A 24772-nucleotide genomic window follows, 5' to 3' on the forward strand; every position below is an offset into this window, starting at 1 on the left:
GTATGGGGCGCCGCCCGGGGCGGACGGGGTCCTAGTCGCCCGAGGTGGCGTCGAGGGTGTTGAAGAACCGGCGGGCCCACGCGTGGACGTCATTGCTCAACACCTGCCGACGCAGTGACCGCATGCGGCGACGACGGTCGTCGGGGTTGTCGTCGACGGCGGCCATGATGGCGTCCTTGACCCCGTCGAGATCGTGCGGGTTGCACAGGTACGCCTGGCGTAGCTCCGCGGCGGCGCCGGCGAACTCGCTGAGCACCAGGGCGCCCTCGCCGTCGGTGCACGAGGCCACGTACTCCTTGGCCACCAGGTTCATGCCGTCCCGCACGGGCGTCACCAGCATGACGTCGGCGGCCGCGTAGAACGCCGCCAGTTCCGTCTTGGGGACGGGCCGGTGGATGTAGGTCACCACGGGGTGCCCGATCTCGCCGAACGTGCCGTTGATGCGGCCCACCGACTCCTCGATCCGCGACCGCATGATCTGGTACTGCTCGACCCGCTCGCGGCTCGGCGTGGCCAGCTGGAGGAGGGTCACGTCGGCGGGCTCCAGGCGCCCCTCCTCGAACAGCTCCTCGAGCGCGCGCAGGCGGACGTCGATGCCCTTGGTGTAGTCCAGACGGTCCACGCCCAGCATCAGGACCCGCGGCGACCCCAACTCCTCGCGCAGGCGGGCGGCGCGGGCCTGGGTCTCGCGCTTGCGGGCGGTGGCGTCCACGGCCGCGGAGTCGATGGAGATGGGGAACGCGCCGACCCGCACCATGCGGTCGTCCACCCGGATCTCGGAGGCGCGGCCCCGCGTCGACCGCAGTCGGACGGACGGGTAGCCGCGCAGGCGGTTGGCGAGGATCCGGAAGTTGTCCGCTCCGCCGGGCAGGTGGAAACCCACCAGGTCCGCGCCGAGCATGCCCTCGACCAGCTCGGTGCGCCACGGCAGTTGCATGAACAGTTCGACGGGCGGGAACGGGATGTGGAGGAAGAACCCGATGGTCAGGTCGGGGCGCAGCTCGCGCAGCAGACAGGGCACCAGCAACAGCTGGTAGTCCTGCACCCAGACGGTGGCGCCCTCGGCGGCCGCTTCCGCGGTGGCCTCGGCGAAACGGGTGTTGATCTCGCGGTACGCGTTCCACCATTCGCGGTGGTACTCGGCCGGCACCACCACGTCGTGGAACAACGGCCAGAGGGTGGCGTTGGAGAAACCCTCGTAGTAGAGCTCGACGTCCTGGGCGGACAGGGTGACCGAGTGGAGGCGGATGCCGTCCGCGTCGAACGGTTCGGGGGCGGCGTCGGGGACGCCGGGCCACCCCACCCACGCGCCGTCGTTGGCCTTGAGGATGGACTCCAGCGCCGTGACGAGGCCGCCGGGACTGGCCTTCCAGTGCTCGCTGCCGTTCTTGTCGATGACGAGGTCCACGGGGAGACGATTGGCGACGACGACGAAGTCGGCACCTGCTCCGGTGGACGTGTGCCCGGTACCACTCGTCATCGGTTGTCCCCTCGCCTGCGTCGCTGTGGTCTGCCTACTCGGCGTCCGCCGTCACCTGCGGCTCCGGACCGATCCCCAGCATGTCGAGGAGCATCCGGCACTCGTCCGCGTCGGCCGAGTACGAGGCCACGACCTTGCGGGCCATGTCGGCGGTCTCGTCGGCGACCGGCTCGAGATCGTCGAGCTCGGGTTCCTTGCTGGCGGCGGCGGCGGATGCCATCGATGTCCTCCTGTGGTCGGTGAGAGACGTACCTGCCCTGTCCGGGCGATGTCGTCCGCTGCCGATCCTACGTCACCCGTCGGCGGCTGCCGATCGGCGCAGATTGCGGGTGACCCACTCGCCGAACACGATGCCGGCGGCCAGTGCCACCGCGATCGCCAACGCCTGGAACAACAGTCCCAGACCGATGCCCGTCTGGTCGCTCGTCAACGCCGACAGGCCCCGGTACACCGACAGGCCCGGGAGGAACGGCGTGATGCCGGCGATGGTGACCACCAGCGGCGGAACGGTCGCGATACGGGCGAGGATGCCGCCGATCAGGCCCATCGTGCACGCCGCGAGCGCCGAGCCGACGACCACGCCCAGGCCGGTGGCCATGACCGCCTGGAAGATGAACATCCCGATCGCCCCGACGGCTGCGGCGAGCCACGTCGCCCGCACCGTCGCGTAGCTGGCCACGGCGAACCCGGCGGCGCCCACACCGGCGGCCAACACCGCCACGTGGACGGCGGCGTTGCCGGCGATGGCCGGATCGATCGGGGGAGGGGACATGCCCAGGCGTTCGAACGCCGCGAGCGCGATCGTGATCCCGCCGAGGACCCCGCCGGTCATGACCATCGTCTCGACCCCTCGTCCGGCGGAGGTCACGGGGAACCCGGTGATGGCGTCCTCGATGGCGCCGACGAGGGTCAGGCCGGCGAGCAACACGATGATCCCCGCCGCGACCAACTGGGACGGTTGGACCTCGATGAAGTTGTTGCTCACGGCCACGTACGCCGACAGGGCCCAGGCGGCGGCGATGAACCCCCCCACCACCTGCTGGAAGAAGCTGGGCAGGCGGTGTCGATCCAGAGCGCGGTTGGCGTACATCAGGGCGAACGTCGAGACCATGGAGATGAGGCCGGCCAAGGGGCTGCCGCCGAGTTGGATGACGACCGCGCACCCGAGCATCGCCCATCCCAGGACCGCGACCCGGAAGGAATGCGGATGCGGGGAGGCCACGATCTTCTCGACCTCGGCCGTGGCCTGGTCGACGGTGAGCTGACGGCGCACGATGAGGTCGATGAGGCGGGACACGCGGGTCACCCGCGTCATGTCGACCGTGCGGTAGTTGACCACCCGGATGACCGAGATCGGCGGCCGTCCACGACGCCGGTTGACGCCGATGGTCAACGACGTGAAGGTGACCTCGACGGTCGCGCCGGGGAGACCGAACGCCGCCGCCACGGACTCCGCCTGGGCGACGGTGTCCGCGGCACCCTCGCCCGAGGACAGCAGGATCCCGCCGATCTCGAGGGCGAGGTTGAGCACGTCGGTGACGGCGCCGTCGTCGTCGAGGTCGACCGGGGCCATGGGGGACAGAGGTGGTTCGACCGCCAGGTCCATGGCCGACTTGCGCAGTCCCAACCACGCCAGGGGTCGGGTGAGCGGTGCCGGTGCGTCGCGGGTCTCCACGGTGCACACCGTAGTCAAGAGCCCCGACGGTGGCCGGGTTAGGATATGGGCCGGGCCCGCGACGGTGTGGTGACCCGTGCTGGAGTGGCGCAATTGGTAGCGCACCCGACTTGTAATCGGGCGGTTGCGAGTTCAAGTCTCGTCTCCAGCTCTCGAGGCGGCCTCGGCATCCGAGCCGGATACTGAGGACAGGCCAAGAGTGTGGCCGCGGAATGCCGACCCGGGCGAGAATTCGCAGATCAGTGAACGTTGTTAGCTTGTGTCTACCGGTGAGTAGAATATTCTCGACACCCGCCGCCAGGGAGACCGCCGAGATGACACAGTCCGCTACAGATATCGCCACCGCGTGGATGGCCGCCCTCGCCGCCGGTGACGCCGAGGGGGCCATCGCGCTGTCGTCCCCGTCGATCGTCTACACGACGGGCCAGGTCAGGCGCTACGTCGGTCACGACGGGGTCCGCGACATCGTGTCCGATCTCGCCAGACTGGCAGGCTTCCTCACCATCGCGGCGGAGGGGGAGATCCTGGAATCCGAGGGGGTCGTCGCGCTGCGCCGGATCGAGCGGTACACGCTGCCCAGCGGGGGGATCGAGATCCGGGGATGTTCGTTCGTGGAAGTGGAGGACGGGGTGGTCACGCGATGGGCGGATTACAAGAGCATGGAAACGATCGATGACGTCATCGGATGACGGGGCCGGGAGTGGCGCGGGTGGCCGTCGTCCGCGTGACGGGGACCCCGGCCGGGTGGCGAGGGCGTTGGTCGAGGCGGCGTTCTCCGGCGACTTCGAAGCGGCCAGGTCGTACTGCGCTCCGGATGTCACCCTGACGCTGGAGGGCGTCCAGACCGTCAGGGGTCACGAGGGGCTCCGGCAGTTGATGGAGTTCAACGCCGAGGTGGCCGCCGACGTCGTCCTCGAGATCCACCATGTCCTGGGTTCCGGGGACACCGCGGCGATCAACCGCACCACCCACCTCGCCATCGGGGGGACGCGACTACGCGTCGAGGTCGGGTCGTTCTTCACCCTCCGCGACGGGCTCGTCGCGGACTGGACCGACTATCAGGACATGCAGAACGTCTGGAGAGCGCTCGGCCACTGAGTCGAGGGTCAGGGGTGGGGCCGGGATCCCGGGTCAGTCCTCCGGGACGAACTGCCCGTAACCGAGATCCCGCAGTGCCCGCCGGAGGGTCGCGGCCGCCGCATCGGACTCCTCGGCCGGCGCGTCGGGGTTCGCGAGCGACAGGTCGAAGCCGGACATGTCGTCGGCGGGGAAGATGTGGATATGGGTGTGCGGCACCTCGAATCCGGCGATGAGGTAGCCCGCGCGGGCGGCACCGAATCCCTCGACGACGGCCTTGCCGACGGCCTGTGCGACCTCGTTGAGCCGGGTCAACAGCGCGGGTTCGAGATCGGTCCACCGATCGACCTCGGCGCGTGGGACGACCAGGGTGTGGCCGGGCGCGACCGGCGCGATGGTGAGGAACGCGACCACCTCGGGGTCCTCCCACACGAACCGACCCGGCAGTTCACCGGCGATGATCTTGCTGAAAACCGTCGACATGGTCCACAGCTTACGTATGGGGGCGATGGTCTCAGGTGGAAGACTGGCAAGAAGTGGTCTAATGAACGTATCTGTCACCCGGCGGGTGGCCCCGCCCTCTCTACATACGCGAAGGAGCATCGACATGGTCGAAGCAGTTATTGCGACAGCAGAGGGCACGGTGAAGAAGAAGGCTTACCACCACGGCGATCTCCGCAACGCGATCATCCAGGAGGCGACCGCGCGCGCGAGGGTCTCGGGTGAGAAGGCGATCGTCCTCCGTGAGATCGCCCCGCACATCGGCGTCTCCGCGACCGCGGCGTATCGACATTTCGCCAATCGTCAGCAGCTCGTCGAGGAGGTCGCGGCCCGCGGGTTCGTCGAATTGGTCGGTCGAGTGGCGGCCGCGGCAGTCGGCGGTGCGGTGTCCGATCCGGTCCTCGCCGCCTACCGCGAGCTGCGCGAGGCGGCTCTCGCGATCGTGGGTTTCGCCATCGACGAGCCTGCGTGGGCGCGGACGATGATGGAGAACCTGGGCCCGTCAGAGACCGTCGCCGCGCACGCCGATGCCATCAATGTGGAGTTGCAGGCGATCGTGGAGCGCGGGATCGAGGCGGGAGCGTTCCGGCCCGGGACGGTCATGAACGACGAGCTTCCGCTGTGGGCTGCTATCGACGGTCTGAGCGCGCAGGCGATGTTCGGGATCCGCCCGATGCGCACCCCGGAGGCCCTCGACTCGGCCGCCCGGACCATCGATCTGTGTCTGACGGACCTGCTCACGGATTCGGGCCTGCGGGTCCGCGACGCGGCGTTCCCGGCCGTCTCCGTCTCCGCCGACGCAGGGGTCTAGACCCCTTACCCTCCGGGCCAGGTCAACCCGAACCGGCGGCCGGACTACTGTGGTCACCGTGCGCATTCTCGTGATCGGTTCCGGTGCCCGTGAGCACGCCCTCCTCGTCGCCCTCGCCGCGGATCCCGCGGTGACGGAGCTGCACGCAGCGCCGGGAAACCCCGGCATGGTGCAGGCGCAGTGCCACGAGGTCGCGGTCACCGATCCGGCCGACGTGACGGCCCTGGCCCGCAGGGTCGACGCCGGATTGGTCATCATCGGCCCCGAGGTCCCGTTGGTTGCCGGAGTGGCCGACGCCCTGCGCGATGCGGGTATCCCGGTGTTCGGGCCGTCCGCCGAGGCCGCCCGCATCGAAGGGTCCAAGGCGTTCGCCAAGGACGTCATGGCCGCCGCGGGAGTCAGGACGGCGCGAGCCGAGATCGTGGACTCGCCCGCAGACCTCGATGACGCCCTCGACCGGTTCGGTCCGACCTGGGTGGTCAAGGATGACGGACTGGCCGCGGGCAAGGGCGTCGTGGTGACGCCCGATCGCACCGCCGCCCGCGCGCATGCCCTGGCCTGTCTCGACGACGGTCATCCGGTGTTGTTGGAGTCGTTCCTCGACGGCCCGGAGGTCTCCCTGTTCTGCCTCGTCGACGGCGAGACCGTCGTGCCGTTGCTGCCCGCCCAAGACCACAAGCGGGTCGGCGACGGAGATCGCGGCCCCAACACCGGCGGCATGGGTGCCTACACCCCGCTGCCGTGGCTGCCCGAGGGGATGGTCGACAGGATCGTCTCCGAGGTGTGTGAACCGGTGGCCCGCGAGATGGTCGCCCGCGGATGTGGCTTCTCCGGCCTGCTGTACGCCGGGTTGGCGATCACCTCCTCAGGTCCCGAGGTCGTGGAGTTCAACTGCCGCTTCGGTGATCCCGAGACGCAAGCCGTGCTGGCCCTGCTCGAGTCGCCCCTGGGGGAGACCCTGCACGCCGTGGCCACCGGCCGACTCGCCGAACTCCCGCCGCTGGTGTGGCGCGACGGGGCCGCAGTGACCGTGGTCCTCGCTGCCGAGCACTACCCGGCGACGCCGCGGCGAGGAGACCTCATCGAGGGCGCCGAGCAGCCGGGGGTGCTCCACGCAGGCACCGCCCGCGATACCGAGGGGCGGCTCGTCTCCGCCGGCGGCCGCGTCCTGTCGGTCGTCGGCACGGGAGAGGACCTGGCCGCGGCCCGAGCCGAGGCGTACCGGATCCTCGACGGCATCGAACTCGGTGGCGGGCACTTCCGCCGCGACATCGGTCAGGCCGCGGAGGAGGGGCGCATCAGCATCCCCGGCTGACATCCTCGGTCGACGCACCGGGGATCGTGTCGGATGCGCGGACCGGCCGGACCGGTGCCCCTCACGTCCCGCCCACGCGTACACACCCGCAGCGCGACCGGCGCCACCTACGCTGGCCCGTCGGCTTACGCTGCGGAGATGGACCACGCCGCGCGCACAAGTGGGCGGGAAGCGGGCAGAGAGGCAGCGTAGGTCAGCGAGGCAGCGCATCCGGGGCCGGTCAGGCTGCGCAGCTGCCCGCTGCCGCCGGGAGTCCCGGGCGGGCCGCGCGATCAGCGGGAGTAGAGCTCCATCCGGGGCACCTGCGCGACCAGCCACGGGCTGAAGGCGAACGGGGTGGCGTCGACCGAGGTCCGAACATCGGCCGGACGGGCCCAGTGATGGGCGCAGACCTCGTCGGCCCGCGGGTTCACATCCGCGCGGATGCGGGCGGTGAACACCGGGCAGATCTCGTTCTCCACGATCCCGGAGTCGTCGACGGCGCGGTAGCGGAAGTCCGGGACCGCGGGTTCGATCGAATCCACCCGGGTGCCGAGCTCCTGCTCGGCCCGCCTCACGATCGCCTCGATCGGATCCTCACCCGGTCCGGGGTGACCGCAGAAGGAGTTGGTCCAGATCCCGGGCCAGGTCCGCTTGTCCAGAGCCCGCCGGGTGAGGAGCACTCGGCCCTCGTCGTCGACCACATGGCACGAGAACGCCAGATGGAGCGGGGTGTCGGTGGTGTGGACGGTGGCCTTGTCCGCGGTGCCGATGGGGGTGCCGTCGTCGTCGAGGAGGACCACGAGCTCGGCCGACCCGGTGGTGGGTGACCCGGTGGTGGGTGACCCGGTGGTGGGGGACTCGGTGCTGGGGGAGCCGGAAAGGGAGGACATGGCGCCCAGCCTAGGCATTTCCGGCCGGCGGTGGCTGCCGCGCGGAACCCCCGGCGCGGGCTCAGCCGGCGAGGCTCCGAGCGATCACCAGTCGCTGGATCTGGTTGGTGCCCTCGAAGATCTGGGTGATCTTGGCCTCGCGCATGTACCGCTCGACCGGGAACTCGCGCGTGTAGCCCACGCCGCCGAGGACCTGCACCGCGTCGGTCGTCACCTTCATGGCGGCGTCGGTGGCGGTGAGCTTGGCGATCGAGGCCTCGCGCGAATACGGGCGGCCGGCGTCCTTTCGGCGCGCCGCGTCGAGGTAGGAGGCGCGGGCCGAGGCGACCGCGGCGGCCATGTCGGCGAGGAGAAAGCCGAGCCCTTGGTGCCCGATGATCGTCTTGCCGAACGCCTCGCGCTCGTTCGCGTAGGCGACCGCGTCGTCGAGCGCGCGCTGCGCGATGCCGGTGGCGACCGCGGCGATCCCGAGGCGGCCCGAGTCCAGGGCGGAGAACGCGATCCGCAGGCCGTCGCCCTCCGCGCCGAGCAGGCGGCCCGCGTCGACCCGGGCGCCCTCGTACGAGGCGGTGGTGGTGGGGACACCGTTGAGGCCCATCTTGTCCTCGGGCTTCCCGAAGTGCAGGCCCTCGGTCTCGCGCGGGATGAGCAGGCACGAGATCCCGCGGGAGCCCTCTCCGGTGCGGACGAAGGTGTTGTAGACATCGGCGATCCCGCCGTGGGTGATCCACGACTTGGTGCCGTTGACCACGAAAGCGTCGCCCTCTCGTTCCGCCCGGCACCGCAGGGCGGCGGCGTCCGACCCGGCCTGGGGCTCGGACAGCGAGTATGCGCCGATCTGCTCGCCGGCGAGCATCCCCGGCAGCCACTCGGCCTTCTGCTCGTCGGTCCCGGCGGTGGCGAGCGGGAAGCAGGACAGGCCGTGCACGCTGGTCGCCACGGCGACCGCCGCCCAACGGGCCCCGAGCTCCTCCAGGACCTGGAGGTACACCTCGTACGGCTGGTCGCCGCCGCCGAACTCCTCGGGGTAGGGCAGCCCAAGCAGTCCGACCTCGCCGAGCTGGGCGAACAGGCCCTCCGGGTAGGTGTGGTTGCGCTCGTGCTCGGCGGCGATCGGTTCGAGGAGCTTGTCCGCGACGGAGCGCGTCATCTCGAGGAGTTCGTATGCCTCGTCGCTGGGGAGCAGGCGGTCCACGGCCATGGGAATCCTCCGGGTGCGAAGAGGGGACCACGTGGTCCCCGGGTTCGGTCGTCTCCCATTAGAGTGCACCGTCACCACCCGGGCGGCCCAGCCCCGATACCGGGGGTGCCCGTTGGTGGGTGCCGCTGGTGCGACGTGGGTCACCTGCACCACAATCTGGCGGTATGACCGAGAACACCGCGTCCACTCCCCTGTCGCCGGAACAGCTGCTGGCGATCTACGACGTCCCCGGCGCGAGCGCCGCGGAGTTCCTCTGTGACCGTCACGATCCCGACGCGGTGGCGTTCACCGTCATCGACCCGGACCTGTCCGGGCGCGACATCACCTACGGCGAGCTGCGGACCGAGAGCGAGAAGGTCGCCGCGGCGCTGGCCGAGCTCGGCGTGGGCGAGGGGGACCGGGTCGCGACGCTGATGTCCAAGTCCGCCGACCTGGTCTTCACCCTCATGGGCATCTGGCGCCTGGGCGCCGTGCACATGCCGTTGTTCACCGCGTTCGCGTGGCCGGCCATCGAGATGCGCATCACCGGCGGCGACGCCAGGGTGATCGTCTCCGATGCCGATCAGCGCGGCAAGCTCGAGAGCGTGTCCGTACCGGTCGTGGTCGCCGGGTTGTCGGACTGCCCCGAGGCCCGTGACGGTGACCTCGACCTGGCCACGATCACCGCCGCCCAGCAGCCCGGCCTCGCCGCCGCGGTCACCGGCCCGGACGCCGGCCTGGTCATGCTGTTCACCTCCGGCACCACCGGCACCCCGAAGGGCGTCGTCGTGCCGGTGCGCGCCCTGGCCGCGTTCCACCAGTACATCGAGACCGGCCTGGACGTGCGGGCCGACGACGTGTTCTGGAACGGCGCCGACCCGGGCTGGGCCTACGGCCTGTACTACGGGATCCTCGGGCCGCTGGCGGTGGGGCGCCGGAGCCTGCTGCTGCACGCCCGCTACAGCCCGGAACTCGCCTTCGCTGTGCTGCAGTTCTTCCACGTCACCAACTTCGCGGCCGCGCCGACGGTCTACCGCACCATGCGGGCCAAGCGGGACATCGCGCCGGCCGACGTCAAGCTCCGCCGCGCATCGGCCGCCGGTGAGCCGCTCACCCCCGAGGTGATCGAGTGGTCGACCGAGCAGTTCGGCGTCGAGGTGCGCGACCAGTACGGCCAGACCGAGCACGGCATGTTCATCATCAACCCCTGGCACGATTCGCTGCGCGAGGACGTCCGTCCGGGTTCGATGGGCGTGCCGTTGCCGGGCTGGTCCTGCACCGTGCTCGCCGCCGACGCCGACGAGCCCGCCCCCGTGGGCGAGCTGGGCCGCGTGGCGATCGACGTGCCCGCCAGCCCCCTCATGTGGTTCACCGGTTACCACCAGGCCCCGGAGAAGACCGCCGAGCGGTTCAGCCCGGACGGACGCTGGTACTACACCGGCGACGCCGCCAAGCTCGACGCCGACGGCCACTTCTACTTCTCGAGCCGCGACGACGACGTCATCATCATGTCCGGGTACCGCATCGGCCCGTTCGACGTGGAGTCCGTCCTGGCCAAGCACCCCGACGTGCTCGAGTCGGCGGTCATCGGCGTGCCCGACGAGCTGGCCGGCGAGGTGCTGGAGGCGTACGTGGTGCTGCGCGACGGCGTGGAGGGCGGCCCGGAGGCCGAGGCCGGGCTGCAGAAGTGGGTCAAGACGGAGTTCGCGGCCCACGCCTTCCCGCGCCGGATCCACTTCGTCCGCGAGCTGCCCAAGACCCCCTCGGGCAAGATCCAGCGGTTCCTGCTGCGCAAGGAGCGCGCCGGACAGGCCTGAGGCGGCCCGCGCCGCACGCTGCCACCGGCGGCTCCGCCCCGACCGAACGCGGTGAACGCGGTTCACACACCCCGTGACGGGTCTACCCTCAGCACATGAAACCGGCGGCGGCTGCCCGTGCTCTCGTGTCCGCGGCGCTCGTCGTCGTCGTCCCTATCGCCTCGGCGACCCTCGCGGCGACGGCGGCGGCCAACCCGGTGATCTCCTCGGTCGCCCCCGACCCCTCCGTGCAGCGCGGGGCCGACGGGGCTTTCCACGTCCACGCGACCTCCGACGACTGGGGCGACGGTGCCGGGCGCCGGCTCATCCCGCACTTCCGGTCCTTCGACCTGGTGGAGTGGGAGTACGTGGGTGACGCGTTCGCCGCCCCGCCCGCGTGGGCCCCGTCCGGCTCGTTCCTGTGGGCGCCCGACGTGCACCTCACCGCCACGGGCGCCGTCATGTACTACACGACCGGGGGCCCAGCGCCCTGTATCGGCCGGGCCACCGCGCCCGACATCGGGGGCCCGTGGGCGCACGATCCGGCGCCGATTGTCTGCCACGGTGCCCCGGAGCCGTATCAGGACCTGGACCCGATGGACCCCGAGGTCGTGGTCACCGACGCCGGCCCGGTGATGCTCATGGGGAACTTCGAGGGCATCCACGCGGTGCCGATGAACGCCACCGGCACAGCGCTGGACGGCGACCCCGTGCTCGTCGCCGGCACAGGCGTGGAGGCCCCGGCCGTGGTCACCCGTCAGGGGCGCACGCACCTGTTCACCAGTGCCGGGCTGTGTTGCGACGGGGAGGCCTCGCAGTACCGCGTGCTGGGTGGCCGCGCCGACGGACTGTTCGGACCGTACGAGGACAGGGCCGGGCGCCCGTTGGTGCAGGCGCCGGGCGAGCCCCTTCCCGGTGACGTCATCCTGCGCGGTGACGCCGACTGGGTGGGCCCGGGGCACGTGGACGTGGCCACCGACGACGCCGGCCGGGACTGGATGCTCTACCACGCCGCGCCGCGCGGCAGCGCCGTGCTGCCCAGCGGCGTGCAGCGGCGCTACATGATGCTCGACCGGCTGGACTGGGTGGGCGGCTGGCCGGTCGTCGGGGACGGGACCCCGTCGGAGTCGAGGCCCACCGATCCGGTGGTGGCGCTCCCCGTCCGCCTCACCGCGGTGGGGGAGGCGTCGCTGCGACAGGGCGACGACGGCGAGGTGCTCGACCTCTCGGTGCGGGTCGCCTCCACCGGTTCCGCGTACTCCGGCGAGGTCCGTGTCACCATCACCGGTCCGGACAAGCGGCGGCTCGAACTGCCGATCGTCACCGACGCCGGGGACCTGCCGGCCGTCCCGGTGAGCGTGGGCGCCGGGGCGTCGGTGGACCGCCCGCTGACGCTCCGGCCGGCCGCGCCGCTCGCCCCGGGCCGCCACGAACTCGTGGTCTCGATCGGGGCCGTCGGCGGCGCGGCGCAGGAGCTGGCGGTGTTCGGCCTCGAGGTCGCTCCGGACGGCAGCCTGTCGCTCGGGTCCGGCGCACTCGGATCCGTTCCGATCGGATCGTCGGGCTCCTGATCGGATGTGAGGCCGCCTTCCCGGGGTTACCGTGATCGCCAGAGCACCCCGCCGGTGGGCGTCGGGGTGACCGGCGGAGGGAGTGGGCCATGACCGGCGGGGGCACGGACGCGGGCGGCACAGACGACCGCAGGATCGTGATGGCACCGCACCTGAGGGGTCTGGAGCCGGACCCCGACCGCGGGATGGAGATCGACCAGAAGTCACCCGGCGAACTCGACCCCGCGGTGCCGCGGGGCGAGTTCATCCGCAGCGTGATCGGCACCGTCGCCGGGCTGGCGGCGGCCGCGCTCGTGTACCTGGTCATGCCGGGCGATCTCGAACACAACGCGCGCCTCACCGCGGCGGTCGCCGTGCTCCTGGGCATCTGGTGGATGACCGAGTGCATCCCCATCCCCGCCACCGCGTTGGTGCCGCTCATCGTCTTCCCCGTCCTGGGTGAGGACGTCTCGGTCAACGACGTGGGCGCCGAGTACGGCAACAACATCATCTTCCTGTTCATGGGTGGCTTCCTCATCGCGATCGCCATGCAGCGCTGGAACCTGCACCGGCGGATAGCGCTGCTCACGGTGCGCGCGATGGGTACCCGGTCGACGCGCGTGGTGGCCGGGTTCATGATCGCCACCGGGTTCCTGAGCATGTGGGTGTCCAACACGGCCACGGCGGTGATGATGCTCCCGATCGGGGTGTCGGTGCTGATGCTCGCCTCCGAGCTCGGTGGTGGCGGGGGGAGGGGTGACGACGGCGAGGACGCGATGCCCCGGATGGACGCCTCGTCCGATCCGAATTCCGACGAGGTGAAGGAAGCGGTGATCCGGTCGAATTTCGGCACCGCGCTGATGCTGGGCATCGCCTACGCGGCGTCGGTCGGATCCCTGGCCACGATCATCGGCACCCCGCCCAACACCCTGCTCGCCGGGTACCTCGAGCGGGAGCACGACATCCTGCTGGGCTTCGGCCGGTGGATGCTGGTCGGTCTGCCGCTGGCCGTGGTCATGCTCGTGTTCACCTGGTTCCTGCTCACCAAGGTGCTGTTCCGGCCCGAGATGGACGAGATCCCCGGCGGCCGGAAGCTGTTCAACGACGAACTGGGCAAACTCGGCCCGACCTCGTCCGGCGAGCGCCGGGTCCTGGCGGTGTTCGTCGCGGCGGCGGTCGCCTGGGTGGCCGTGCCCCTGGTGTGGGAGGACCCTCCCATCTCGGATGCCGGCATCGCGCTCGCCGCCGGGCTCCTGCTGTTCCTGCTGCCGGCCGGGACGAAGCGTGGGGTGAGGCTGCTCACCTGGGATGCGGCCCTGGAACTGCCGTGGGGAGTGCTGCTGCTCTTCGGCGGTGGCCTGGCGCTGTCCGCGCAGTTCTCCGGCTCCGGGCTCACCGGGTGGATTGGCGAGCAGGCCGGGGCGCTGGGAGGCCTGCCGATCATCCTGCTGGTCATCGTGGCCGCGGGCGGGATCCTGCTCCTCACCGAGCTGACCAGCAACACCGCCACCGCGGCGACGTTCCTGCCCGTGGCCGGCGGCGTCGCCCTGGGTCTCGACCTGGACCCGATGCTGCTCGCCGTGCCGGTCGCGCTCGCCGCCACGTGCGCCTTCATGCTCCCGGTTGCGACGCCGCCCAACGCCATCGCCTACGGCTCGGGTTACGTGACGATCGGGCAGATGATCCGCGGCGGGATCTGGCTCAACCTGTTCGGGCTGATCGCCATCACCGCGGTGACCATGACGCTGCTGGTGTGGGTTTTCGGCTTGACCGTCTGACCGTCTGACGGTCTGACGGTCTGGCGGTCCGACCGGCGCGATAGCGTCGGGGCATGTCCGTCGCACGTGAACCCTCCCGCCGTTCGGCCGTCGAGCCGTTCCACGTCATGAGCGTCCTCGCCGCAGCAGCGCGGCGGCAGGAGACGCACGGGGACGTCATCTCGCTGTGCGCGGGGCAGCCCTCGACCCCGGCCCCCGGCCCCGTGCTGGCGGCCGCGCGCCACGCCCTGGACACCGAGATCCTCGGCTACACCGAGGCGCTGGGCATCCGGCCGCTGCGCGAGGCGATCGCGGGGTACCACCGGCGACGGGACGGGGTGGACGTGACGGCCGACGACGTCGTCGTCACCACCGGCTCCTCGGGCGGCTTCACCGTCCTGTTCCTCGCGGCATTCGACCCCGGCGACACCGTCGTCATGGCGCGCCCCGGGTACCCCGCCTACCGCAACACGCTCCAGGCGCTGGGGTGCCGGGTCCACGAGATCGCCTGCGGCCACGAGACCCGGTACCAACCCACCGTCGCGCAACTCGAGGCGGTGACGGCCGAGCTGGGGCACGCCCCGGCCGGCCTCATCGTGGCCAGCCCCGCCAACCCCACCGGCACCATCATCGACGCGGACGAACTCGAGGCCCTCGCGCGCTGGTGCGAGGCCCACGGCACGCTGCTCATCAGCGACGAGATCTACCACGGCGTCACCTACGGCCGCCGGTGCGCGAGCGCGTGGCAGACCAGCCGCGAGGCCGTGGTGATGGGCTCGGTGTCCAAGTACTTCTCCATGACCGGCTGGCGGATCGGCTGGATGCTGCTGCCGGAGTACCTGCGGGACCCCGTGGACCGGTTGATCGGCAATCTCACCATCTGTCCGCCCGCCGACGCCCAGTTCGCCGCCGTGGCAGCGTTTACCGAGGCCTCCGCCGCGGAGCTGGACGGCCACGTGGAGCGGTACGCCCGCAACCGCGATCTCGTGCTGCGTCGGCTGGGGGAGCTGGGCGTGGGGGAGATCGCCCCGCCCGATGGCGCGTTCTACGCGTACTTCGACGCCTCACGCTGGACCGACGACTCGGTGGCGTGGTGCGCCGAGGTGCTCGAACGGACCGGGGTCGCGTTGACGCCGGGCGTGGACTTCGACACCGTCGACGGCCGCCACACCGTCCGGCTGAGCTTCGCCGGCGGCACCGAGGAGATCGCCGAGGCCTTGGACCGGCTGGAGGCCGTGCTCGCCCCGTAGCCGCGGGTCCGGCCGCCGTGGGAACCTCCCCCGTGGGAGGCCGACGAGCGCTACCGTCGGCGCATGGGTTCCGTCGAGATCATCACCGGCATCGTCTACTTCACCCGGCCGTGGCTGCTGCTGCAGGCCCCGCTCACGGTGGAGCAGGTCTACCTCAACGCCCGTGAGATCCTCGCCGGGTCCACCGGTGGCTCGATGATCTCCTGACCGGGCTGCGATACTGGGGAGCGTGACCGCCCAGAACAGCAAGCCCCGCATTTCCAACGTCCTCGCCTCGCGCTACGCGAGCGCCGACCTGGCCACGCTGTGGTCCGCCGAGCACAAGATCGTGCTCGAGCGGCAGCTGTGGATCGCGGTGATGCGCGCCCAGCGCGACCTGGGGATCGACGTCCCCGACGGCGTGATCGAGGACTACGAGGCGGTGATCGACCGTGTGGACCTCGGCTCGATCGCCGAGCGTGAGCGCGTCACCCGGCACGACGTCAAGGCCCGCATCGAGGAGTTCAACGACCTCGCCGGACACGAGCACATCCACAAGGGCATGACGAGCCGCGACCTCACCGAGAACGTCGAGCAGCTCCAGGTGGTGCGGTCCCTCGAGCTCGTCCGCGACCGGGGCGTCGCCGCGGTCCGGCGTCTGGCCGAGCACGCCGTCGCCCACCGCGACACCGTGATGGCCGGGCGCAGCCACAACGTCGCCGCTCAGGCCACCACTCTGGGCAAGCGCTTCGCCTCCGCGGCGGACGAGCTGCTGGTCGCGCTCGAGCGGGTCGAGTCGCTGCTCGCCCGGTATCCCCTGCGCGGGATCAAGGGGCCCATGGGAACGGCGCAGGACATGCTCGACCTCCTCGGTGGCGACGCCGCCAAGATGTCCGAGCTCGAAGGTCGGATCGCGGAGCACCTCGGGTTCTCCCGCACGTTCGACTCGGTCGGCCAGGTCTACCCGCGGTCGTTGGACCACGAGGTGGTCTCGGCGTTGGTGCAGCTCGGCGCCGGCCCCTCGTCGTTGGCCCAGACCATCCGGCTCATGGCCGGGCACGAGCTGGTCACCGAGGGTTTCCAGCCGGGCCAGGTCGGCTCGTCCGCCATGCCGCACAAGATGAACACCCGCTCCTGCGAGCGCGTCAACGGTCTCCAGGTGGTGCTGCGCGGGTACGGCTCCATGGCGGCCGAGCTCGCGGGCGCGCAGTGGAACGAGGGCGACGTCTTCTGCTCCGTGGTGCGTCGCGTGGCGCTACCGGACGCGTTCTTCGCCCTGGGCGGCATGTTCGAGACGTTCCTGACCGTGCTGGACGAGTTCGGGGCGTACCCCGCGGTGATCGACAAGGAACTCCAGCGGTACCTGCCGTTCCTCGCCACCACCAAGGTCCTCATGGCCGCGGTGCGCGCCGGGGTCGGGCGTGAGGTCGCCCACGAGGCGATCAAGGAGAACGCGGTGGCCGTCGCTCTGGCCATGCGCGAGGAGGGGCGCGAACCCGATCTGCTGGACCGGCTCGCCGCCGACGACCGTCTTCCGCTGGATCGCGCCGCGCTGGAGGAGGCGCTGGCCGACCGGGCCGCGTTCGTCGGTGCCGCCGGTGGCCAGGTGGACGCGGTTGCGGCCCGCGTCGAGGCCCTCGTTGCCCGGCACCCGGAGGCCGCCGGTTACGCCCCGGGCTCGATCCTCTGACACCCTCTCCGTAACCCACCGGGCCTCGCGCCCGATAGGTCCTGTACACCGACTGCAGCGGGGTTCTCCCGCCGCGGAGTGACAGGAAAGGACCACGGATATGGTCACCAGGCCCAGCGGCTCCCTCGGGGGCGCACTGTACGACGTGTTCGGGATGATCCAGGCCGGGCTCGCCACCGCCAGTTCGGCTGTCGGGATCGACCCGGGGGCGTTCATGCAGCAGTTCTACGTTCCGATCGCGTTCTCGCTGATGCCGCTCGGCGCGGGCAGCCTCATCCTGGACCAGCTCGGGATCTGAGGCCCCGGCGCGATCGGCCTCTGCCCGGGGCGGGCCGGCACTAGTGTGGGTGCCATGCGTCAGACCACGATCCCCGTCCCCGGCACCTCCGGTCTGCAGGCGACCGTGCACCATGCCGAGCAGCCCCGGGCGCTGCTGGTGCTCGTGCACGGATTCGGCGAGCACTCCGGCCGCTACGGGCGGACCATCCGTTTCCTCACGGACCGTGGCATCAGCGTGGCCACCTACGATCTGCGCGGACACGGCACGGCGCCCGGGCCGCGCGCCAAGGTGTCCGTCGAGACGCACATCCACGACAATCTGGCGGTCCGCGACGCGGTGGTGGAGTGGAGTCGTTCGGCCGAGGGCGACGGGGCGCAGTCCCTGCCCCGACTGCTGATGGGGCATTCGATGGGCGGTCTGATCGCCGGGGAGTCCGCGCTCCGTCGGCCGTGGGACCTCAAGGGACTCATCCTCTCCTCGCCCGGTCTCGTCGTGGGGGAGGGGACCCCGGCACCGCTGCGCGCGGCGGCGCCCGTGATCGCTCGTCTCCTGCCGTTCCTGCCCGTCGAGAAGCTCGACCCGAACGACATCTCTCGGGTGCCCGAGTACGTGGCGAACTACACCTCCGACCCCCTGGTCCACCACAAGGGCGTGCCGGCACTGTCCGCGGGGACGATGCTCGCCGGCGGGCTCCGGCTCATCGAGCGCTCGAGAACGCTGAGGCTGCCGACGCTCGTCCTCAACGGTTCCGCCGACACCATCACCTATCCGTCCGGCGCACGCCGCTTCGCGCAGATCGCCGGCTCGGACCACGACCCGCGACCGGAGATCACCTACCGGGAGTTCGAGGGCGGCCGCCACGAGTTGTTCAACGACCTGTGCGCCGATGACGCGTACGCGGCGTTGGAGGAGTGGCTCGGGGCCCGCCTGGGCTGAGGTCGACCACGGACGGGTGGGGGTCCGACGGTCTCGACTCGGGACGTGGGCCTCCGGCTACTCTGGCCGTCATGCGACCCGATCTCTCTTCCTACCGCCACCTCGTCTCAGGGAAGGTCCGCGAGCTGTACGAGGTCGACGACGAGACGCTGCTCCTGGTGGCCACCGACCGGATCTCCGCCTACGACCACATCCTCGGCACGCCCATTCCCGACAAGGGTCGCGTGCTCACCGCGATGAGCGCGTATTTCTTCGACGTGCTGGACGTACCCAACCACCTCGCCGGGCCGCTCGACGACGAGCGCATCCCGGCCGAGGTACTGGGGCGTGCGATGGTCGTGCGCCGACTCGACATGGTGCAGGCCGAGTGTGTGGCCCGTGGGTACCTCACCGGGTCGGGCATCGTCGAGTACCGGCAGTCGGGGACGGTCTGTGGCATCGAGCTGCCCGGCGGGCTGGTCGAGGCCAGCCGGCTGCCCGAGCCGATCTTCACCCCGGCCACCAAGGCGGCGGTGGGGGACCACGACGAGAACATCTCGTTCGATCAGCTCACCGGGATCGTCGGGGCCGAGCTCGCCGAGCGTCTGCGGTCGGCCACGCTCGACATCTACTCACGGGCCGCGGAGATCGCCGCCGACCGCGGTGTGCTGCTCGCGGACACCAAGTTCGAGTTCGGGCTCGCGGACGGGGAGCTGATCCTCGCCGACGAGGTGCTCACCCCCGACTCGTCGCGGTACTGGCCCGCTGACGGGTACGCCCCGGGGCGCGTGCAGCCCAGCTTCGACAAGCAGTACGTCAGGGACTGGCTCACCGGCCCCGAGGCGGGGTGGAACAAGGATGCCGACACGCCGCCGCCGGCGCTGCCGCAGGAGGTCGTGGACGCGACCCGGGCCCGCTACATCGAGGCGTACGAGCGCATCTCCGGTCTGTCGTTCTCCGACTGGATCGGCGGTGACGACGCGTGAGCACTCCGGACACGACCGACGTCGTCGCCCCCGCCAGCACCGGCACCGCGGCCACCGCGGCCAACACGGGACAGCCGCCCACGCCGCCGCAGGCCGAGCGTCGACCGCACCGGCGTGAGCACCACGGCCGCGTCTTCGTCGACGACTACGAGTGGCTGCGCGACAAGGACGCCCCCGCGACGCGCGCATACCTCGAGGCGGAGAACGCGTACACCGACGCGATGACCGCCGACCTCAAGCCGTTGGAGGACGAGGTCTACGAGGAGATCCGATCCCGCGTCAAGGAGACCGACATGTCGGTGCCCGTGCGCGCGGGCGGCTGGTGGTACTTCTCGCGCACCGAGGAGGGCCGGTCGTACGCGCGCCACTGCCGGGTCCCGGTCCCGCAGCGGTACATCGACGACCCGTCGGATCCCGAGGGCTGGGCCCCGCCGGAGGTCTCCCCGGGCGTGGAACTCCCGGGAGAGCAGCTGCTCCTCGACGGCAACGCCGAGGCGGAGGGGCACGACTACTTCGCTCTGGGCGCGTTCTCGGTGAGCCATGACGGGCGGGCCCTGGCCTGGGCCACCGACACCGAGGGCGACGAGCGGTACACGCTGCGCTTCCGTTCGCTCGACCCGGACTACACGGCCCCCGACGAGGAGATCTCCGGCATCGCGGCCGGGGTGACGTGGTCCCGCGACGGCCGGTATGTCTTCTACGTGACGGTCGACGACGCCTGGCGGCCGGACACGGTCTGGCGTCACCGGCTGGGCACGACGAGGGACGACGACGACAAGGTGTTCCACGAGCCCGACGAGTCCTACTGGATCGGGGTCGGCGAGACACGCAGCGAGAAGTTCCTGCAGATAGCGGCGGGGTCCAAGATCACCACGGAGGTGTGGTGCCTCGACGCCGACGATCCCGCCGGCGAGTTCTGGTGCGTCCGGCCCCGGCAGGAGGGCGTCGAGTACGACGTCGAGCACGCCGTGGTGGGCGGCGAGGACCGGTTCATCATCACCCACAACGACGGTGCGCCGAACTCCGAGATCGTCGAGGCGCCGGTCGGGCCGGTCGAGGGCGACTTCGGCGACCTGCGCACGCTGGTGGCCCACCGGGACGACGTCCGACTGGAGGGCGTGGACGCCTTCGCGCGGGTCCTGGTGCTGGGCTACCGGGAGGGGGCGCTGCCGCGCTTCGGGCTGATGCCTCTCGACCGGGAGTCCACGGCCGGGGTGGAGGCGTATTCCCGGTTCGAACCAGTCGAGTTCGACGAGGAGCTGTTCACCTCCGGGCCCGGGTCCAACCCGGAGTGGGACGCACCGGTCCTGCGGTTCGGCTTCGGTTCGTTCGTCACTCCGGGTCGCGTCTACTCGCTCGACCTGGCTTCCGGCGAGCGAACGCTGCTGCGCGAGCAGGAGGTGCTCGGCGGGTACGACCCGAGCGGGTTCGTGCAGCGCCGGGACTGGGCCACGGCCATCGACGGCACCCGGGTACCGATCTCGCTGGTGATGTCCACCGACACCGCCGCCCGCGTCGACGCCGGTGAGCAGGTGCCGACTCTGCTGTACGGCTACGGCTCGTATGAGACCAGCATCGACCCCGCGTTCTCGGTGGCCAGGCTCTCGCTGCTCGACCGGGGTATGGCGTACGCCGTCGCCCACGTCCGCGGGGGCGGCGAGATGGGGCGTCTCTGGTACGAGAACGGCAAGACGCTCACCAAGCGCAACACCTTCACCGACTTCGTCGACTGCGCCCGCCACCTGATCGACTCGGGGCTCACCGCGCCGGACCGTCTGGTGGCCGAGGGCGGCAGCGCCGGGGGACTGCTCATGGGCGCAGTGGCCAACCTCGCCCCCGAGCTGTTCGCGGGGATCCAGGCCGTGGTCCCGTTCGTCGACCCGCTCACCTCGATCCTCATGCCGGAGCTGCCGCTGACGGTGATCGAGTGGGACGAGTGGGGCGATCCGCTGCACTCGGAGGAGGTCTACGAATACATGGCCTCCTACGCTCCGTACGAGAACATCGAGGCCAGGGACTACCCGGCGATCCTCGCGGTGACCTCTCTCAACGACACCCGGGTGCTGTACGTGGAGCCCGCCAAGTGGGTGGCCAAGCTGCGCGCCGTGGCCCCGTCGGCGAACTCGACGGACCGGCCGGTGCTTCTGCGCTGCGAGATGAGCGCGGGGCACGGGGGAGTGTCCGGACGCTACGAGCGGTGGCGTCAGACCGCCTTCGAGTACGCGTGGACGGTCCGCACGGCCGGCGCAGGCTAGGCCGGACGCGCCGCCCCACTTATCCCGGCATCCGCGCGCAATCACTGCAGCCGCACACAAGAATTCGTGTGCGGCTGCAGTGATTGCGCGCGGCCGTGCTCGGCGACGCCGGTCAGTGCCCGTCAGTGCCCGTCGGGAGTGGGCTCCGCGACGTCGTCCGGGCTCTCGGGGGCCATGGTGCCCGCCATCGCGGCGGCGGGGATGACGGCACCGGCGAGGAACGTGAGGATGCCCAGACCGCCCATCATGTAGGCGAGCCGGTGCCCGTCTCCGATCTCCAAGCTCGAGCCGAAGATCAGCACCATCGAGATCACGAACAGTCCGCCGGTGACCAGCGAGAGCGCCCGCGAGCGTGCCTCCAGGAGCGTCGCCAGTTCGAACTCGTCCAGGTATCGGGCGGGGGCGGTGTCCTTGGAGTCGATGGTGATGCGCAACATCGTCCAGACGACGCAGATCACCACGGTCATGGGGAGCCAGGCCAGGATGATCGGGAACCAGAAGTAGCCCGCCACCGCGATCGTGGCCATGAACGCAAGGCTCGCCCAGTTCAGGCGGACGAGCAGTCGGCGACGTGCCGGGGTCCTCCACGACGGGAGTCTGCCCTCCGTCCGGGTCTGCATCCTCTCGAAGCGCTGCTCGGATCGGGTGAGGGTGTCGACGCGGTAGCTGGTCATGATCGGTCCTCTCGGGTGCGGCGGTAGATCTCGGCGGACATCGGCTGGAACTCCTCGCGGGAGAAGACGGCTTCGACGGGCAGGTCGAAGACCGCGCAGATCCGGAAGGCCAGATCCAGGCTCGGGTAGTGATCGCCTCTCTCGAGGGCCCCCACGGTCTGGGGGTTGACCTCGATCTGCTCGGCGAGCGCCGCCCGGCTCAGGCGGTGTTCGGCCCGCAGCACGGCGATCCGGTTGTGGATGGGGAGCTTTTCTCCCCTTCGGACTGGGCTCATGTATCTAAGTGTTGGGAAAACCCAACGATTTGTCAATGGCCGGGACCGAGTAGGCTGGGTCACATGAGCAGCGGAAGCGTCCACGACATCTCCTTCACCACCATCGACGGCGAGCAGGCGAGCCTCTCCGACTACGCGGGTCACGCGGTCCTCGTGGTCAACGTCGCCAGCGAGTGCGGCCTCACACCGCAGTACGAGGGCTTGCAGGAGCTGGCGGATGACTACCGCGACCGCGGGCTCTTCGTCCTCGGGTTCCCGTGCAACCAGTTCATGGGCCAGGAGCCCGGGGACGAGGACACCATCAAGGAGTTCACCTCCGGCAAGTACGGGATCACCTTCCCGCTCGCGGCCAAGGTCGACGTGAACGGCCCCGACCGCCACCCGCTCTACGCCGAGCTGACTAAGACCGCCGATTCCGACGGTGAGGCGGGGGACGTTCAGTGGAACTTCGAGAAGTTCCTGCTCTCGCCCGAGGGGGAGGTCGTGGCGCGGTTCCGTCCCAAGGTCGAGCCCGGTGCCCCCGAACTGGTGGAAGCGCTCGAGGAGACACTTCCGATCTGAGGGCGTGTGCAGCGATATCGGGCCCGGCAACGTGGCGTACACCTCGCCGTCGTCGCCTGGTCACCCCTCCCTGACACGATGGCCGCATGACACCGCGCCTCATCGTCTCGGTCTCCGGGCTCCGCGACACCACCCTCGACGACGCCGTCGACCTGGTCGGTGAGCTCGAGCGACGTTCCGTGCCCGTCTCCCTTCTCGTGGCGCCACGGCGAGGGCACGAGTACCGGCTCGCCGAGGACGCGGGCACCCAGGACTGGCTGCGGCACCGCCGCGCGCAGGGCGACGCGATCGTGCTGGGCGGCTACGACGACGCCGCGACCAAGCCGCGCAGGCCCGAGTTCGCCTCCATCGGACCCGCCGAGGCGGCCGTGCGCCTCGCCGCCGCCGACCGGCTCATGGCCGAGATGGGCCTGCGGACCCGGGTGTTCGCGCCGCCCCGCTGGAACGCCTCACCCGGATGCCTCAAGGCCCTGCCCGGGGCTGGCTTCCGGGTGTGCGCCGCACTGGCCGGTGTCCACGACGTGGTCCGCGGCACCACCCAGCGGGGTCGGGCGCTCTCGATCGGGGAGGGCTTCGTCGCCGACGGCTGGTGGTGCCGGGCACTCGTCGCCGCGGCCGGACGCACCGCCGGGGCCGGTGGGCTCGTCCGGCTCAACATCTCGGCCACGCAACTCTCGCGGCGGGCGCCCCGGGCGGCGCTGCTCGACGCGGTCGATCTGGTGGCCGGCGAGCGCGGCGCGCAGGTCGCCCGGTACGAGTGGTCCCCGGTCGCGCTCGTGGGCGCCGCGTGAGCTTTCGGTCCCGCGATCAGCGGCGGGTAGGATCGGGCGGTGAGTCCCGGCCGGTCCGGGACCGTCCCGCGTAGCCGTCCGATCGAGGAGATCCCACCGTGGCCCGAGTCGTCGTCGAAGTCATGCCCAAGGCCGAAATCCTCGATCCGCAGGGTCAGGCCATCCACCGAGCGCTCGGCCGCCTGGGCCACGGCGGCGTCACCGACGTCCGGCAGGGCAAGCGGTTCGAGCTCGAGGTCGCCGACGGTGTGTCGGACGCCGAGCTCGAGGAGATCGCCTCGTCGCTGCTGGCCAACACGGTGATCGAGGACTGGAAGGTCGTCCGCGTGGACACCGCGGAGGCGGCCTCGTGACCGCACGGATCGGCGTCATCACCTTCCCCGGCACTCTCGACGACATCGACGCCTCTCGCGCCATCACCCGGGCCGGCGGCGAGGCCGTCTCGCTGTGGCACGACGACGCGGACCTCAAGGGCGTCGACGCGGTGGTGGTCCCCGGCGGTTTCTCCTACGGCGACTACCTTCGCTGCGGCGCGATCGCCTCGATGGCCCCCGTCATGGGTGAGGTCATCTCGGCAGCCAAGGGTGGCATGCCCGTCCTGGGCATCTGCAACGGCTTCCAGATCCTGTGCGAGGCCGGACTGCTCCCCGGCGCCATGGGACGCAACCGCGACATGCACTTCATCTGCCGTGACGAGTGGCTGCGGGTGGAGAACAACGGCACCGCCTGGACCTCCCGGTTCGAGCAGGGTGCCGAGATCCTCATTCCTCTCAAGTCCGGCGAGGGGCGCTACATGGCCACGCCCGAGACCATCGAGCAGCTCGAGGGCGAGGGGCGCGTGGTCTTCCGCTTCGCGAGCGACGCCCCCAACGGATCCACCAACAACATCGCGGGCATCAGCTCCGCCAACGGGCGCGTGGTGGGCCTCATGCCGCACCCCGAGCATGCGATCGACCCGCTGACCGGCCCCTCCGACGACGGGCTGGGACTGTTCCTGTCCGCGCTGGACACGGTCGTGAAGGTCTAGGTCCGAATTCGGGCGCCGCACGGCGCCGACGCCATAGCGAAGGGCCCGCTGGGATTGCTCCCGGCGGGCCCTTCG

Annotated in this window: 26 protein-coding genes and 1 tRNA gene; 19 read left to right on the forward strand and 8 right to left on the reverse strand. The window is 70.8% G+C overall.

Going from position 1 to position 24772, the window contains the following annotated elements; all coding sequences use genetic code 11:
* Positions 1-31: 31 nt before the first annotated feature.
* The 3 genes from L8M95_RS00085 to L8M95_RS00095 form a co-directional block, all read right to left on the reverse strand.
* The gene (locus L8M95_RS00085) at positions 32-1480 is read right to left on the reverse strand and encodes a trehalose-6-phosphate synthase (protein ID WP_260487327.1); all 1449 of its coding nucleotides are present in this window, start codon (positions 1478-1480) and stop codon (positions 32-34) included.
* A gap of 34 nt (positions 1481-1514) precedes the next feature.
* Positions 1515-1700, reverse strand: a complete 186-nt coding sequence (locus L8M95_RS00090; protein ID WP_069390239.1) for a hypothetical protein — start codon at positions 1698-1700, stop codon at positions 1515-1517.
* 72 nt (positions 1701-1772) lie between these two features.
* The gene (locus L8M95_RS00095) at positions 1773-3155 is read right to left on the reverse strand and encodes a threonine/serine exporter ThrE family protein (RefSeq protein ID WP_260487328.1); all 1383 of its coding nucleotides are present in this window, start codon (positions 3153-3155) and stop codon (positions 1773-1775) included.
* A 78-nt stretch (positions 3156-3233) separates the two neighbouring features.
* On the opposite strand from L8M95_RS00095, the gene L8M95_RS00100 reads away from it, so the two are divergent.
* The 3 genes from L8M95_RS00100 (at position 3234) to L8M95_RS00110 (ending at position 4253) form a co-directional block, all read left to right on the forward strand.
* Positions 3234-3306 (forward strand) — tRNA-Thr (locus L8M95_RS00100).
* Positions 3307-3469: 163 nt separating this feature from the next.
* Positions 3470-3844, forward strand: a complete 375-nt coding sequence (locus L8M95_RS00105; protein WP_260487329.1) for a nuclear transport factor 2 family protein — start codon at positions 3470-3472, stop codon at positions 3842-3844.
* Positions 3828-4253, forward strand: a complete 426-nt coding sequence (locus tag L8M95_RS00110) for a nuclear transport factor 2 family protein (protein WP_260487330.1) — start codon at positions 3828-3830, stop codon at positions 4251-4253. The genes L8M95_RS00105 and L8M95_RS00110 overlap by 17 nt, the downstream gene beginning before the upstream one ends.
* Before the next feature lie 33 nt (positions 4254-4286).
* Here L8M95_RS00110 and L8M95_RS00115 read toward each other — a convergent pair whose 3' ends face one another.
* On the reverse strand, positions 4287-4715 hold the full coding sequence (locus tag L8M95_RS00115) for an HIT family protein (protein ID WP_260487331.1): 429 nt from the start codon (positions 4713-4715) through the stop codon (positions 4287-4289).
* Between the two features lie 124 nt (positions 4716-4839).
* Here L8M95_RS00115 and L8M95_RS00120 point away from each other — a divergent pair, with 124 nt between their 5' ends.
* Together L8M95_RS00120 and purD are read left to right on the forward strand one after the other, a co-directional pair.
* Positions 4840-5544 (forward strand): TetR/AcrR family transcriptional regulator, encoded by a 705-nt coding sequence (locus L8M95_RS00120; protein WP_260487332.1) that lies wholly within the window; start codon positions 4840-4842, stop codon positions 5542-5544.
* 58 nt (positions 5545-5602) lie between these two features.
* Positions 5603-6859, forward strand: coding sequence for a phosphoribosylamine--glycine ligase (gene purD / locus L8M95_RS00125; RefSeq protein ID WP_260487333.1), 1257 nt, complete (start codon positions 5603-5605; stop codon positions 6857-6859).
* A 272-nt stretch (positions 6860-7131) separates the two neighbouring features.
* On the opposite strand, the gene idi is transcribed toward purD, so the two are convergent.
* Positions 7132-7731 (reverse strand): isopentenyl-diphosphate Delta-isomerase, encoded by a 600-nt coding sequence (gene idi / locus L8M95_RS00130; protein ID WP_260487334.1) that lies wholly within the window; start codon positions 7729-7731, stop codon positions 7132-7134.
* A gap of 61 nt (positions 7732-7792) precedes the next feature.
* Positions 7793-8932 (reverse strand): acyl-CoA dehydrogenase family protein, encoded by a 1140-nt coding sequence (locus L8M95_RS00135; RefSeq protein WP_260487335.1) that lies wholly within the window; start codon positions 8930-8932, stop codon positions 7793-7795.
* A gap of 164 nt (positions 8933-9096) precedes the next feature.
* On the opposite strand from L8M95_RS00135, the gene L8M95_RS00140 reads away from it, so the two are divergent.
* From L8M95_RS00140 to L8M95_RS00185, 10 genes are all read left to right on the forward strand, one after another.
* Positions 9097-10728 (forward strand): AMP-binding protein, encoded by a 1632-nt coding sequence (locus L8M95_RS00140; RefSeq protein ID WP_260487336.1) that lies wholly within the window; start codon positions 9097-9099, stop codon positions 10726-10728.
* A gap of 95 nt (positions 10729-10823) precedes the next feature.
* Complete coding sequence (locus L8M95_RS00145) at positions 10824-12278, forward strand: family 43 glycosylhydrolase (protein ID WP_260487337.1); 1455 nt, start codon at positions 10824-10826, stop codon at positions 12276-12278.
* A gap of 89 nt (positions 12279-12367) precedes the next feature.
* Positions 12368-14035, forward strand: coding sequence for an SLC13 family permease (locus L8M95_RS00150; RefSeq protein ID WP_260487338.1), 1668 nt, complete (start codon positions 12368-12370; stop codon positions 14033-14035).
* Between the two features lie 53 nt (positions 14036-14088).
* On the forward strand, positions 14089-15264 hold the full coding sequence (locus L8M95_RS00155) for an aminotransferase class I/II-fold pyridoxal phosphate-dependent enzyme (protein WP_260487339.1): 1176 nt from the start codon (positions 14089-14091) through the stop codon (positions 15262-15264).
* 63 nt (positions 15265-15327) lie between these two features.
* Positions 15328-15471 carry a hypothetical protein gene (locus L8M95_RS00160; RefSeq protein ID WP_181694274.1) on the forward strand — a complete coding sequence of 48 codons (144 nt, stop codon included), beginning with the start codon at positions 15328-15330 and terminating at the stop codon, positions 15469-15471.
* A 22-nt stretch (positions 15472-15493) separates the two neighbouring features.
* Positions 15494-16933 carry an adenylosuccinate lyase gene (gene purB / locus L8M95_RS00165; RefSeq protein WP_260487340.1) on the forward strand — a complete coding sequence of 480 codons (1440 nt, stop codon included), beginning with the start codon at positions 15494-15496 and terminating at the stop codon, positions 16931-16933.
* Positions 16934-17033: 100 nt separating this feature from the next.
* Complete coding sequence (locus L8M95_RS00170) at positions 17034-17231, forward strand: hypothetical protein (protein WP_069389286.1); 198 nt, start codon at positions 17034-17036, stop codon at positions 17229-17231.
* A gap of 54 nt (positions 17232-17285) precedes the next feature.
* Entirely contained in the window at positions 17286-18149 is an 864-nt protein-coding gene (locus L8M95_RS00175; RefSeq protein WP_260487341.1) for an alpha/beta hydrolase, read from the forward strand.
* A gap of 71 nt (positions 18150-18220) precedes the next feature.
* Positions 18221-19114 (forward strand): phosphoribosylaminoimidazolesuccinocarboxamide synthase, encoded by an 894-nt coding sequence (locus L8M95_RS00180; RefSeq protein ID WP_260487342.1) that lies wholly within the window; start codon positions 18221-18223, stop codon positions 19112-19114.
* Positions 19111-21369 carry a S9 family peptidase gene (locus L8M95_RS00185; protein ID WP_260487343.1) on the forward strand — a complete coding sequence of 753 codons (2259 nt, stop codon included), beginning with the start codon at positions 19111-19113 and terminating at the stop codon, positions 21367-21369. The genes L8M95_RS00180 and L8M95_RS00185 overlap by 4 nt, the downstream gene beginning before the upstream one ends.
* A gap of 122 nt (positions 21370-21491) precedes the next feature.
* On the opposite strand, the gene L8M95_RS00190 is transcribed toward L8M95_RS00185, so the two are convergent.
* On the reverse strand, positions 21492-22043 hold the full coding sequence (locus tag L8M95_RS00190) for a hypothetical protein (protein WP_260487344.1): 552 nt from the start codon (positions 22041-22043) through the stop codon (positions 21492-21494).
* Positions 22040-22318: a helix-turn-helix transcriptional regulator gene (locus tag L8M95_RS00195; protein ID WP_260487345.1), complete on the reverse strand. Its 279-nt coding sequence runs from the start codon at positions 22316-22318 to the stop codon at positions 22040-22042. The genes L8M95_RS00190 and L8M95_RS00195 overlap by 4 nt, the downstream gene beginning before the upstream one ends.
* Before the next feature lie 63 nt (positions 22319-22381).
* On the opposite strand from L8M95_RS00195, the gene L8M95_RS00200 reads away from it, so the two are divergent.
* The 4 genes from L8M95_RS00200 (at position 22382) to purQ (ending at position 24697) form a co-directional block, all read left to right on the forward strand.
* Positions 22382-22879 (forward strand): glutathione peroxidase, encoded by a 498-nt coding sequence (locus L8M95_RS00200; RefSeq protein WP_260487346.1) that lies wholly within the window; start codon positions 22382-22384, stop codon positions 22877-22879.
* Positions 22880-22965: 86 nt separating this feature from the next.
* Entirely contained in the window at positions 22966-23670 is a 705-nt protein-coding gene (locus L8M95_RS00205; RefSeq protein ID WP_260487347.1) for a DUF2334 domain-containing protein, read from the forward strand.
* A 98-nt stretch (positions 23671-23768) separates the two neighbouring features.
* Positions 23769-24023: a phosphoribosylformylglycinamidine synthase subunit PurS gene (gene purS, locus L8M95_RS00210; protein ID WP_260487348.1), complete on the forward strand. Its 255-nt coding sequence runs from the start codon at positions 23769-23771 to the stop codon at positions 24021-24023.
* Positions 24020-24697, forward strand: coding sequence for a phosphoribosylformylglycinamidine synthase subunit PurQ (purQ, locus tag L8M95_RS00215; protein ID WP_260487349.1), 678 nt, complete (start codon positions 24020-24022; stop codon positions 24695-24697). The genes purS and purQ overlap by 4 nt, the downstream gene beginning before the upstream one ends.
* The last annotated feature ends 75 nt before the right edge of the window (positions 24698-24772 follow it).

The organism is Dietzia sp. B32 (genome assembly GCF_024732245.1).
GTDB lineage: Bacteria > Actinomycetota > Actinomycetes > Mycobacteriales > Mycobacteriaceae > Dietzia.